The following is a 13,594-nucleotide window of genomic DNA, read 5'->3' as shown; positions in this document are numbered from 1 at the left end:
TTCTTAATCTTTTGAGCTAACCCAAAACATCTGCTTTTATTATGTTATAATTTTATTAAAAGAGGTGAAATGTGAATATCTTTAAAACGCAATTTATTAGTTTTTTAAAATTATTGAAATATACGCATTTAAAAGAAATTTTAGAACAAAAGCAAAAACAAACTTTTGTTTGGGAACCAGAATTGGACCTTTTGCTTTCTCCGGAAGAGCAAAAAAACCCCATTATTCAAAGATTAAAACAACAAATTATTCCGGCTGAAAAAAATGCAGCCGTTTTAGAAGAACAAAAACAATTAGCAGTGAAATTACCGCAATTTAAAAAATTAGAGTTGTTATTTGGGCAATATTTGCAAAATAATTTCTCAGGTGAAGTTATTTATCATGAAAGTACGTCCTATCAAAAAAAGCTCTCTTATGCGATAAATAACCACGAATTCAGCTCTTTTGTGGATGTTTTTGGTGAGAATGATTCTGTGGTGGAACTTTATGAGGTTAAAGCCTCTCTGGCGAACGAATATTTAAAAATCAAATTTAAAGATCACGCTCAAAAAGAACATTTTTTATTCGAAGCAGTTTCCAACAAATCTCAATCGCCCCTCTGCTATCAAATCAACCCTCAAGCTTATGATTTTTTAAACCAAAATAGGCATTATTTAACTCCTCAAAGCAAATTAGGGAACCATCTTTATGATTTAGCTTTTCAAGCTTGGCTTTTAGAAAATAACCCTTTTTACAGAGAAAAAAAGAAAAAATATTTTTTAGTCTTGTTAAACGGGCAATACGTTTCTTCGGGTTCCAACACTTATGATTCTCAACTCTTTTCTGTGATCGATTTGACCGCAATAATGAGTTTAACCCACAAAATCATGGAAAAAGATGTGTTGGAATTAACTCAACATTTAAACGATTCCAACAGTGAAAAAGACTTGATGATGGAACAAATTCAACATTATACCAAAATACCGTTTAAAAATAATTTATTTACTTATTTTAATAGCCATTTAGGCTTTAAACAACAATCTGTGCGTGATTTATTACGACAAAATTATTATCATGCGTTGGATTTGCCGATAGATTGGTTGACTAGACCCAATAATTTAATGCAAAGAACGGCGATAGAAACCCAACAACCTTATTATCATTGGGAGAAAATCAACGCTATGATCAATACTCTCCAATATCCGCTTTATTTTTTAGATTTCGAAACCTTCCCTTCGCCCTTACCACGTTTTAAAGGCGAAAAACCTTATTCTCAATCACTGTTTCAATTTTCCGTTCATATTGAAAAAACACCTGGTTTATGCGATAAAAAGAAAGATAATTATGCCTTTTTAGCTTCAGATAATCAAACAGACCAGAGAAAAGCATTATTGGAAAAATTATTAACCATTATTCCGGACGATGGCGGCAGCATAGTGGTTTATTATAAGTCTTTTGAACAAAAAAGATTGGAAGAATTGGCATCTTTATTTCCCGAATATAGCTTAAAAATCAAAAACATGATCCAACGTTTATTCGATTTATTAGATGTTATCAAGGGCAATGTCAAAAGCTTTCAAAAATTAGGTTTTTCCAAAGAGGAAGCTAGTCAGCATAATTTTTATCATCCTGATTTGAACGGTTCTTACTCTATTAAACACGTGTTACCTTTATTTAGTACGATGAATTACGATCATTTAACAATTAAAAATGGTGCAGAAGCGCTCACGACTTACGCTAGTTTTCATCAATTAGAAAAAGACCAATTAGCCGAAAAAAAGGCAGCTTTATTAGAATATTGTAGTCAAGATACTTTCGCTATGTTTGAAATTTTAACAAAGATGAAACAACTGATATCCAAAAAGACCGAAAAAACGCAAAATATTACCTCAACATTCTAACCAGAAAAAGCTCTCTTTTGGAAAAATTTTTTTTCTGTCAGAAATTAATTCAAATGTTTTTCAATTTATCATTATAATATATAATAACCTTCATGTTGTTCTATCTTTTTTTTAAAAAAGCTTCATGAAAAGAAAAACCTACATAAACAAAAAACATCTTTTGACCATTAAATAACCAAAATGGGTGTTATCTCCAAGGATTAAAGAGGTTCAAGAAAGGAAAGAAACGATATGGATACATTAGCTCAAATATTAACTATTTTAAAAACTATCGCTTTTTTTGTTTTAATTTTTTTTATCATTTCTCAACGTAATAAGCCTTTTTTCAAACAATTATTTTCTAAAGGAAAAAAGGATCAAAAAGATCTTGACAAAAAGAAAGAAAAAACAGAAGATAAAACGCTTCATTCTCAACCTTTAACTGTTTCTTTTGAAGATATTATCGGTCATAACGAAGTTAAAGAAGAATTAACCGAATTAATCGATTTATTGAAAAATCAGGAAAAATACCAAGATAAAAACATAGATTTAGCGAAAACCTTTTTAGTTTCTGGTCCTTCTGGAGTGGGTAAAAATTTACTAATCAAAGCTTTATCTGTGGAAACCAATATGCCTTTATTTACGGTTTCTAGCTATAATTTAGTACAAATGTATGCTGATAATAGAGCCGGTATTGCTTTAATTAGAGAATTGTTCCAAGAAGCCCAAAAAAGCGCTCCTTGTATTATTATGATTGATGAAATAGATGTCATAGGTTTTAAAAAAAATTATATTATAGATGCGGTTTTTCTCCAATTTTTAGCCGAATTAGATCTTTTGAAAAAAAAGAACAATATTGTGGTAATAGCGATCACTAATAAATTTGAAATCCTAGATACTAATTTATTAAAAACAGGTCGTTTTGATCGTCATTTTATCCTTAACTTGCCCAATATTCATCAGAGAAAACAAATTTTAAAGATGTATTCTAAAAATAAAAAACTTTCTCCTAATGTTGATTGGAATAATATTGCCCAAAATACACAAGGTTTTAGCGGGGCTCAACTGCAAATGGTGATGAATGAAGCATCTATTTTATCATTACTAAAAGACAAAGAAAGAATCAATAACGAAACTATTAATGAGGCTATTGACCAAATAATCACCAATAATGAAGCGAAATCAAAATTACGTATTTCTCGTTCTAAACAACCCAATATCACTTTTAAAGATGTTGCTGGCAATGAAGAGACCAAAGAAGAAATGCAAGAATTAGTGGATTTTTTAAAAAATCCCCAAAAATATGCAGATATAGGCGCTTCTATTCCGAAAGGCGTTTTATTAACTGGTCCGCCGGGAACTGGTAAAACTTTATTAGCCCAAGCTTTAGCGGGAGAAACAAAAGTGCCTTTTTTGGTCACTTCTGGTTCTAAATTCGTAGAGATGTATGTTGGTGTTGGGGCGGCTCGCGTGAGAAATTTATTCCAAGAAGCCAGAGCGATCGCGCCTTGTATTATTTTTATCGATGAAATAGACGCTTTAGGGGGTCAAAGAAGTAATGTCCGCGGTAACGGTCATAACGAAGAATCCGACCAAGCATTAAACCAATTATTAACTGAAATGGATGGTTTTAGTAAAAATACCGGTATTATCGTGATTGGTGCTACTAATAGAGTGGATGTGATAGATTCAGCTTTATTAAGACCAGGACGATTTGACCGTCAATTAAAGGTGAATAAACCTGATGTTTTAGCGCGTGAAGCTATTTTAAAAATTCATGCCCAAAATAAAAAAATAGCGGAAGAAATTGATTTTAAAGCTATTGCTAAAAAAACTCAAGGTTTTAATGGAGCTCAATTGCAAGCCACTATGAACGAAGCGGCTCTTTTATCCGCTCGTTATAACAAAGAGATGATCACTAACGAGGAAATAGAACAAGCGATTGATAAAATTATAACAGGACCTTCCGAAAGATCCTCTTACCGCATTACTCCTAAAGAAAAAAATGTGACCACTTTTGCTGATGTTGCTGGCAATGAAGAAGAAAAAGAAGAAATGCAAGAGTTAATCGATTTTTTAAAAAATCCTGAAAAATACCAAGATATCGGCGCTTCTATTCCTAAAGGGATTTTATTGCAAGGACCGCCAGGAACTGGTAAAACTTTATTAGCGAAAGCGGTTGCCGGAGAAGCCGATGTTCCTTACTTTGTTGCTTCTGGTTCTGATTTTGTGGAAAAATACGTTGGTGTTGGTGCATCTCGTTTAAGAGCTTTATTTGAAGAAGCGCGTCAAAATATGCCTTGTGTTATTTTTATCGATGAAATTGAGGTTTTAGGCGGTAAAAGGCATGCGGATGCTAATGGAGGTTCTCAAGAAAGAGACCAAACTTTAAACCAATTATTGACCGAAATGGATGGTTTTGCTAAAACGACCGGTATTATTGTGATTGGTGCGACTAATAGGGCAGATATGCTAGATTCAGCTTTATTAAGACCCGGTAGATTTGACCGTCATTTCACTATTTCTTTGCCTACTGTGGAAGCGAGAGAAAAAATTTTAGCAGTTCACGCTAAAAATAAAAAAATGGCTGCTGAAGTCAATTTCCATCAGTTAGCCAAATATACTATCGGCATGAGCGGAGCCCAATTAGCTTCTGTTTTAAACGAAGCTTCTATTTTAACTGTCAGAAACAAAAAAACAGAAATAACTATGGTCGAAATAGAAGAAGCTATTGATCGTGTCATGATGGGACCAGCGAAGAAATATACCAAATACGAACCAGAAGAGAAAAAAATGGTAGCTTATCACGAAGCAGGACATGCTGTGATTGGTTTAAAATTAGAACATGCTCCTAAGGTGCAAAAAGTAACTATTATTCCGCGTGGAAGTGCTGGTGGTTATAATTTAATGATGCCCGATAAAGAGACTCTTTTTTCTTCTAAAAACAGGATGTTAGCACAAATTACCACTTTTTTAGGCGGTAGAGCAGCCGAAGAGTTAATGTTTGACGATATCTCTAACGGAACTTATAGCGATTTCAAATATGCTACCCAAATAGCGACCCAAATGGTCACTAAATTAGGAATGTCTGATTTAGGACCTGTACAAGATTCCATTTTTTCCGATAAACAAGCTGTTGATGCAGAAATTAAAAAAATAGTTAATAATTCATTAGAAAAAGCGCGTCAAATTATTGTTGAAAATAAGCCTTTATTAGAAAAAATAGCTCATGAATTGTTAGAAAAAGAAACCATTAACAAAGAAGACTTGGAAAATTTACTATAATGAAATAACTGATAACCGTTTTTTCATTATAGTAAAATAGTAAAAAGGACTTTTTGCCAGAAATTAAGATTTATCTATTATTCAATAAGGTTTTTTAGGCTTTTCTTTCGCTTTAAAACTTTCAAAATTCATCATTAACCATTTTTATCATTAAAGACCAAAAGAACCTAAAAAACAACAAAAATACAGTTTAAAGAAATATCTAAAAAATATTTTCATCAATTTTGCTTGAAAAAAGACCAATACCAAGAGATAAATAATGAGTTCCCATTTTAATTATGTTATAATTAAAAGGGGTTTTTTCATTATTTTTTAAATATATTTTAAAAAATATTTTATAATTTATAAGAATTACACAGGTATGGATTATAAAACTATTAACTATAATCATTGCCAAAATTTTTCTATAAATATTATAGATCAACGAATCATAAAAAACATTTTATAAATTTAAAACCAAAACTAATTATTATTACTAATAAACATATTAATTATAAAAAAGGATTAAAAAATAATGACAGATCACAAAATTATAGATGGTATTTTATTTAAAAAAATGGTAATTAATGGCACTATTAATTTAAAAAATAATTATCAAAAAATAAACAATTTAAATGTTTTTCCTGTTCCAGATGGAGATACAGGGACTAATATGCAAATGACTATGGTAGAAGGAATAGAAAAACTAAAACTTGTTGACGATCCGTCTATCGTGAAAACGTCTAAAGTTTTATCTGATGCTTTATTAATTAGTTCTAAAGGAAATTCGGGAGTTATTTTATCTCAGTTTTTTTCAGGAATTGCTGAACAAATTAACGTTTTTCAAACAGATACGATTGATATTCCTCAATTTATCGACTCTTTTGTGAATGGTTATAAAAAAGCTTATGAAGCGGTTATGGAACCCGTAGAAGGCACTATTTTAACTGTTTTACGCGAATCTATCGAAGCAACTCATAAGAAAAAGAGTTTTAAGACTTTAAAAGATGTTTTAAAATATATGATTAAACACGCTAAAATTTCTTTAAATAAAACAACGGATTTACTGCCTGTTTTGAAAAAATTTAATGTTGTTGATAGTGGCGGAGCGGGTTTTGTTTGCATTTTAGAAGGTATGTTAAATGTCTTAGAAAATGATGAATTAATGTTAGAAACAGACGATGCATTCAACGAAGGCGCTCATTCTTTTGATAATATCGAACATGTCGTAGAAGAAAATCTAAAATACATGTATTGTACTGAATATATCGTACAATTAAGACCTGAAAGTGGTTTTAATTTAGAAAATAAAAGAAAAGAATTATTAGAAATTGGTGATTCTTTGATTTTATTAGAAAATAATAATTTAGTTAAAATACATATTCATACTAATATGCCTGGCGATGTTTTAACTAATTTATTACAGTACGGAACTTTAAAAAGATGTAAAGTTGATAACATGAAAGAACAAAACGAAAACGTCGTGAAACAAAAAAACGCCGATAATTCTTCTCAATTAAGCTATTCGTTAATATCGGTGGTTTCTAATGAAGAAATCAAAAATATTTTTGCAGATATGAACGTTAATTATATCATTGATAAATCCGATAAATCTAATAAAACAGTTTCTTCAAAAGAATTTAGCAAAATTTTTAAACAATTAAAACCTTCTCATGTTATCGTTTTAACTAACGGTGAGGAGAATAAATTAGCGGCACAAAAAGCTTTAAAAGCTTACCCTGATTTAAAGGTGAATTTAGTAGAAACCAAAAATATAGCTGAAAGTTATAGCGCACTTTTATCTTTTGATGAAACGGCTTCTTTACAAGATAATTTAGCGAATATGCAACAAAACATTAAAGAAAATAAAATTGGTGAAGTAGTTCATTTAAAAAAAGCTAATCAATTTCCTACAGATTCATTAAATATTAATGAAGAACATTTTGCGGAAATATTAGAATCTTTAAAAAATAATAAAGATAATTATTTAGCCATTTTAGAAGAAAAAATTCTTTATAATCATTTAGAATTAAACGCATTAACACAATATTTATTAGAAAAAATGGTTAATTCAGACAATAAATTTTTAACTATTTTTTATGATTATAAAAAAGTTTCTCAAGAACATTTAGACCAAATAGAAGGTTTTTTATCAGATAAATATCCTTTTTTAGAAGTTGAAAAAATAGAAAATGACGATACAATGCGTCCTTATATGTTTATTTTAGAATAAAAAATAATAAATTAATTTTTATTATTTTTTTGTGTGGATATGGCGGAATGGTATACGCGCATGTTTGAGGGACATGTGAGAAATTTTCTCGTGTGAGTTCGAATCTCATTATCCACACCATAACAAAAAAAGACAACAAAAAGTGCTTTTATTGAAGGTTCGGCCGAGTAAATGATTTATTTTTGATAAATAATGCATTTTTTTATGTTTTTTTAATATAATAAATGATACACTATAATTAGTAATAAATTGTTAATTTAGATTATATATAATATTTCTTGTTAGGTGGTTATTTTATATAATCACTTTTTTAATTTTATTCCCATTTACAAAGGAAAAGATTTCAGAAAAGGAGGGTTTTTTTTGAAAAATAAAGAATTTTTAAACAATATAGATCAATTATCGCAAGAATACGAACTGACTCGTGAACAGACTATTCAATCTTTTGAAAAAGGTTTAGTTTCTGGTTGTAAAAAAAATTATCAAGTTAAAAGTTGTCGTACAGAAATTAATCCAGAATATGATGAAATTTTCTTATATAAACAATATTTAGTAATTGATCATAACGACGAAGAAACGCCAAACGCTAACGAATATAGTTGCCTTGATTTAGAGGAGGCGCAAAAATTAAAAGAAGACGCACAAGTAGGAGATATTATCGAAATTGAAGTTGATCCGAAAGATTTTAATTTTTATGCTAGTAAAGATTTTAAAAATAAATTTAACGAAGAATTGATCAAACAAAAAAGAGAGACCATTTATAATTTTTTTAAAAATTATGAAAACAAATTGATCAGCGGTAAAGTAATAGCTGAAAATGATCATTTCTACACTTTAGAATTAGAAAAAGAAATCAATACTTTATTATCTAAAAAAGAAACCCTTCTTAATGATAATTTTCATATTGGCGAAAGAATTTTAGTTTTTGTCGCAGAAGTTCAAAATACTACTAAAATGCCTAAAATTTTTGTTAGTAGAGTTCATGTTAATTTTGTTGTTGAATTATTAAAAGAATTTGTTCCAGAAGTGCAAGAAGGCATCATTAAAATTATGGGAATAGCGCGTATACCCTCAGACAGAATTAAAATAGGTTTAATTTCTACTGATCCTAAAGTAGACCCTATTGGTTCTTGTATCGGTGAGGGCGGAAGCAGAATTAAAAGTGTTGTTAGCATTTTAAAGGGTGAAAAAATTGATTTATTTCAATGGAGTTCCGATCCGATAGAATTGATAACCAACTCTCTTCAACCAGCTCAAATTCTTAAAATTACCGCTATTAACGAAAAAAATAAAACAGCGTCTGTTGTGGTGGCTGATGATCAAGTCTCTTTAGTAATTGGTAAATTAGGTAAAAACGTTAAATTAGCTGCTCAAGTGACTAAATGGAACATTAACATTCAAACCTTATCCCAACAAGAAGAAGTAGAATGATTTAATCGTTATGGTGAAAAAAGCATTCTTACCCAAAGATATTTTAAGAACTTGTATCGCTAGTCGTCAAAAAAGACCCAAAAAAGAGTTGATTCGTGTAGCGATTTCCAACCGAGGCGTTATTTCTCTTGATTTGGAACAAAAACTACCCGGAAGAGGTGCTTATTTTATTTTAAATAATGAAAATCTTTTGTTAATTCAACAAAAAAAACTTTTAGACAAAAAATTAAAATCTTTTGTTGATGAAAAGATTTATAAACAACTTTGGGATTTGTTAAATTGATAAGAGAAGAAAAATACTATTCAAAGGAGAACAGAAAAATATGAATTTAGAAAAAAATCCAAAAGAAGAAAAAGCGACTGATAACGAAACTATTGGAGTAACAAGTTATGTTTTCAATCCTAAACACACAGTTCAAGATTTAGCTAAACACTTACAAGTTTCTAATATTTTTTTAATTAAAAAAATATTACAAATGGGTGTTAAAACTAATATTAATCAAACCTTAGATCGCGAAACTATTGAACTTTTGGGATTAGAATTAAACCTTAAAATCATTTATTCTCCTCAAGCTGATCCAGATCAAAAAAAAGGTAAAGCCAAAAAAGAGAACGCTAAATTGACCAAAAGAGCTCCTATTGTGACTATTATGGGTCATGTGGACCACGGTAAAACAACTTTATTAGATTCTATCAGACAAACTCGTGTAGTAGACCAAGAATTTGGGGGGATTACTCAACATATTGGTGCTTACGAAATTAGTTATAATGATAATAAAATAACTTTTATCGACAGTCCAGGTCATGAAGCTTTTTCACAAATGCGTTCTAGAGGGGCTAAAGTAACTGATATTTGTGTTTTAGTGGTAGCTTGCGATGACGGAGTAAAACCGCAAACTATTGAATCCGTAGAACATGCTAAAGCGGCTAATGTAGATATTATTGTTGTTATTAATAAAATCGATAAATTGAACAATAAAAAAGAAAACATTATGACCGAATTATCTAATTATGGTTTATTACCTGAAGAATGGGGCGGAAATACTCCTTATATTGAAATGTCGGCTCTTAAAAAACAAGGTTTAAACAACTTATTAGAAATGATTTTATTAATGAGTGATATTAAAAACATTCAAACTGATTTAACTAAAAAAGCCGAAGGAACTGTCTTAGAAGCTAGTTTAGTGAAAAATAAAGGTCCTTTAGCTACTTTAATTCTCACTAACGGAATTTTAAAAATCGGTGATGTGGTTGTTGTCGGGGAAACTTATGGTAAAATACGTTCTATAGAAGATGATTTAAAGAAAAGTTTTAAACAAGCGGTACCTTCGCAACCAGTAGTAGTTTCGGGTTTAAAACAAGTTCCTCAAGCTGGCGATCATTTTATGGTAGTTCAGAATGAAAAAGTCGCAAAACGTATGGCAGATGAAAGGCAACATTTAGCGAAAGAAAAAAAATACGCTCTTTTAGACGAAACAGCAGCTTATAATGATAATGTTTTTGAATTAGAAGACGAAAACGAAACTAAAACTTTAAACATCATTTTAAAAACTGATACACAAGGAAGTATTGAAGCGATTCAAAAAGCTTTAGGGCAAATGTCTACCGAAGAAGTGAAAATTAATTTCATTAAAACTTCTGTAGGAATGGTAACTATTAATGATATCAATTTAGCCAAAACTTTTGAAGCTTTATTGATTAATTTCAACACTCCTTTAAATAATGATTTGCTTAAGTTTGCGCAAGATTCTAAAGTAGAAATTAAAACTTATCAAATTCTTTATAAAATGATGGAAGATATTGAAATTGATTTGAAAAAATTAATCAAACCTGTTTTTGAAGAAAAAATGATGGGCCAAGCTGAAGTTAGAAAAATATTTTATATTAGTTCTATCGGCCATGTAGCAGGTTGTTATGTTACTAGTGGAACCGTTTTTAACAATTCTTTAGCGAAAGTAATCCGTAATAAAGAAGTGATTTACGAAGGTAAAATAACTTCTTTAAAACATTTAAAAAATAATATCAATAGTGCCAAACAAGGTCATGAATGTGGTATTGTTTTAGATAATTTCAACACTTTTCAAGTTGATGATATAATAGAATCCTCTAAAATGGAGAAAGTAGTGTAAATAATATGAGTATTACAAATGAAAGAACAGCGAATTTAATTCACAAAGAAATAGTTTTTATAATTAATCAAATAGTTAGAAACGACCAAATAGGGTATATCAATGTCACTGATGTTGATTTAACTAAAGATTTATCCTTTAGTAATATTTATTATACTCTTTTAAAAGATGACGAAGAAACTGTGGCTTTAGCGGCTGAAGTTTTAGAAGAACATAAAAAAGAAATTCGTATGGAATTGGCTAAAAAAATCAGAAATATTAAAAAAATTCCTAATTTAATTTTTAAATATGATCAATCTTTAGTTTATGGCAAACATATTGATAAACTTTTAGAAGACATAAATAAATAAAAAAGATAAATATTTATTATTTATCTTTTTTTTATTATATATTATCTGTATATAATAAGAATAAAAGAGGTTCAGGATGTTTGCGGAAATTATTATAGATGTAGAAAGTGCTTCGTTAAATCAATGTTTTGATTATGTTATACCTACTGAATTAGAACCTTTAGTGAAAAAAGGTATGAGAGTGATTGTGTCTTTTGGTAAACAGAACACACACCGTTTAGGTTATATTGTTAAAATTAAATCCACTAGTAAATTAGCGAAAAAACCGATTCTTGAATTATTGGATAAAACACCTTTTTTCGATGAAGAAATGTTTTTATTAGCTGATGAAATTTTAAAAATCCCTTTTACGCTGAAATCTTCTGTTTATAGAACCATTTTCCCGAAAAGCCTTTTAGTTCCTTATGTTAAAAAAATAATCGTTCTTCAAGAAGAATTGATACCTTCTGAAATTAAAACTTATTTAGAGAAAAATAAATGGCTTTTAAAGGTCGAAAAAGAATCTTTAAACAAGGAATTGCAAAAATTAAAAAACCAAAAAATCATTGATATTATCACTATCACTAAAGATGATTTAAAAGAATTATCTTATGAAAATATGATAAAAAAAACTGTTCGTAAAAAAAAATCCTCTCTGATAGGGGATAAAAAAAAGGTTTCAGAAGAACTAGTTAATAAAGAAATTGTGTTAACTTCTCATCAACAAGCTGTTTTTGATAAAATAGATTTATTTCGTCAGCAAACTTATTTATTATATTATGACAGTGATTTAGATAAGACGCACCTTTATTTAAAATTAATAGCACAGAATTTAGCCAACCAGAAACAAATCCTTCTTTTAGTCCCGGAAATTATTTTAATTAAACAATTGGTAGCTCAAATTAAAACTTTTTTTCCTAATTTACCGATCTCAGTTTTAAACGGAGAAATGACTCATTTGGAAAATTTCAAACAAAATCAAGCCATTAAGGAACAAAAAATTAATTTAGTGATTGGTACGAGGATGGCGGTTTTTTCGCCTCTTAATAATTTAGGCACTATCATTATCGACCAAGAACATGATGAATCTTTATTGGAAAAAGAAAAAATACCTAATTATGATTCTAAAGAATTGGCTCATATTAGAAGTCTTTACCACAAGATCCCTTTAATTTTAAGCAGCCCGACCCCTTCTTTAGAAAGTTATTACCGTTTTAAAAAGAAAGAAGATGAATTGTTAGTTTTAAAAGTAAATGATAAACCAAAAACGATGAAACTGATTGATATGAGGGAAGAATTGAAAAAAGGCAATTTATCGCCTTTATCGACAGAATTAACTCAAGCTTTAGAACAAAACATTGAAAATAAGCGTAAAAATATTTTATTTATTAATTCGAAAGGTTTTTCGCCTTTTGTGTTATGTCGTTTTTGTAGTTATGTTCCTAAATGTGTTAAATGTCAACAAAGTTTAACTTTTTTCCGTTCTAAAAACGTTTTAAAATGTAGTTTTTGTGGATATAGTGAAAAATTCACTCCTAAATGTCCTTCTTGCTCAGAAATAGCTATGAAAAAAGTTAGTTTAGGGATTGAATATGTGGAAGATTTTTTACAAGATAAATTCCCACATAGCAAAATAGTGAGAATGGATTCAGAAACTATTACTAATGTCAAAAAATACGAAAAAATATTAAATGATTTTAAAAAAGATAAAATAGATATTTTATTAGGGACCCAAATTATCGCTAAAAATTTCAATTTTTCTAATGTCTCTTTAGTGGGCATTATTATGGCAGATATCTTATTAAATATTCCTCATTTTAAAGCTTCAGAAAAAACCTTTCAATTATTAACTCATATGGCTAAACACGCTCAAGAAGAACAAGTTATGGTACAAAGTTACGATACTCAACATTACGCTATCACTAGCGCTGTGAATTATAATATCAATTATTTTTTAAAAACCAATTTACAAGAAAGAAAGACTTCCCAAAATCCGCCTTTTGTTTTTGTTAGTAAAATAATGATAGCTCATAGATTTATTAACAATGTGTTAAATATCGCTCATAATTTGAAAAAAATTTTAGAAAACAATGTTTATCATAAAATAAAAGTTTTAGGTCCTTCTATTCCTTTAATTCCTAAAAAAAACAACTTATATCGTGTTTTATTAACGATCAAATATAATGATTGGCCTTTAAATTTAGATTTTATTATTAAAAATCATTTACAAAAAGACGCTTTATTGTTATTCGATCGTTTCGCTAATATTATTTAATTATTATAAATAATTTTATTATTAAATATAAAATATGTAATAATTTAAAAATAATTTTATAATTATTAAAATAA

Annotated in this window: 8 protein-coding genes and 1 tRNA gene; all 9 read left to right on the top strand. The window is 29.0% G+C overall.

Going from position 1 to position 13,594, the window contains the following annotated elements; translation table 11 throughout:
- Positions 1–71: 71 nt before the first annotated feature.
- The 9 genes from HR065_RS03765 (at position 72) to priA (ending at position 13,520) form a co-directional block, all read left to right on the top strand.
- Entirely contained in the window at positions 72–1,880 is a 1,809-nt protein-coding gene (locus tag HR065_RS03765; RefSeq protein ID WP_178734287.1) for a DUF2779 domain-containing protein, read from the top strand.
- A gap of 231 nt (positions 1,881–2,111) precedes the next feature.
- Positions 2,112–5,144 (top strand): ATP-dependent zinc metalloprotease FtsH, encoded by a 3,033-nt coding sequence (gene ftsH, locus HR065_RS03730; RefSeq protein ID WP_178734286.1) that lies wholly within the window; start codon positions 2,112–2,114, stop codon positions 5,142–5,144.
- Between the two features lie 514 nt (positions 5,145–5,658).
- A complete protein-coding gene (locus HR065_RS02260) occupies positions 5,659–7,356 on the top strand; it encodes a DAK2 domain-containing protein (protein WP_178734285.1) in 1,698 nt (565 codons plus the stop codon).
- Positions 7,357–7,389: 33 nt separating this feature from the next.
- Positions 7,390–7,476, top strand: a tRNA-Leu gene (locus HR065_RS02255).
- Between the two features lie 243 nt (positions 7,477–7,719).
- Complete coding sequence (gene nusA, locus HR065_RS02250) at positions 7,720–8,787, top strand: transcription termination factor NusA (protein WP_178734284.1); 1,068 nt, start codon at positions 7,720–7,722, stop codon at positions 8,785–8,787.
- A 10-nt stretch (positions 8,788–8,797) separates the two neighbouring features.
- Positions 8,798–9,070 (top strand): YlxR family protein, encoded by a 273-nt coding sequence (locus HR065_RS02245; protein WP_178734283.1) that lies wholly within the window; start codon positions 8,798–8,800, stop codon positions 9,068–9,070.
- A 40-nt stretch (positions 9,071–9,110) separates the two neighbouring features.
- On the top strand, positions 9,111–10,916 hold the full coding sequence (gene infB, locus HR065_RS02240; RefSeq protein WP_178734282.1) for a translation initiation factor IF-2: 1,806 nt from the start codon (positions 9,111–9,113) through the stop codon (positions 10,914–10,916).
- A gap of 5 nt (positions 10,917–10,921) precedes the next feature.
- Entirely contained in the window at positions 10,922–11,266 is a 345-nt protein-coding gene (gene rbfA / locus HR065_RS02235) for a 30S ribosome-binding factor RbfA (RefSeq protein ID WP_178734281.1), read from the top strand.
- Between the two features lie 76 nt (positions 11,267–11,342).
- On the top strand, positions 11,343–13,520 hold the full coding sequence (priA, locus tag HR065_RS02230; protein ID WP_178734280.1) for a replication restart helicase PriA: 2,178 nt from the start codon (positions 11,343–11,345) through the stop codon (positions 13,518–13,520).
- The last annotated feature ends 74 nt before the right edge of the window (positions 13,521–13,594 follow it).

The sequence above is a fragment of the Candidatus Phytoplasma pruni genome, from assembly GCF_013391955.1.
GTDB lineage: Bacteria > Bacillota_I > Bacilli_A > Acholeplasmatales > Acholeplasmataceae > Phytoplasma.
This window is presented reverse-complemented; position numbering and strand designations above follow the sequence as displayed.

Bases quoted from the DNA above. Each gene is read 5' to 3' on its own strand.
- ftsH (WP_178734286.1), top strand. From the start codon at position 2,112: ATGGATACATTAGCTCAAATATTAACTATTTTAAAAACTATCGCTTTT.
- HR065_RS02260 (WP_178734285.1), top strand. From the start codon at position 5,659: ATGACAGATCACAAAATTATAGATGGTATTTTATTTAAAAAAATGGTA.
- HR065_RS02245 (WP_178734283.1), top strand. From the start codon at position 8,798: ATGGTGAAAAAAGCATTCTTACCCAAAGATATTTTAAGAACTTGTATC.
- infB (WP_178734282.1), top strand. From the start codon at position 9,111: ATGAATTTAGAAAAAAATCCAAAAGAAGAAAAAGCGACTGATAACGAA.
- rbfA (WP_178734281.1), top strand. From the start codon at position 10,922: ATGAGTATTACAAATGAAAGAACAGCGAATTTAATTCACAAAGAAATA.
- priA (WP_178734280.1), top strand. From the start codon at position 11,343: ATGTTTGCGGAAATTATTATAGATGTAGAAAGTGCTTCGTTAAATCAA.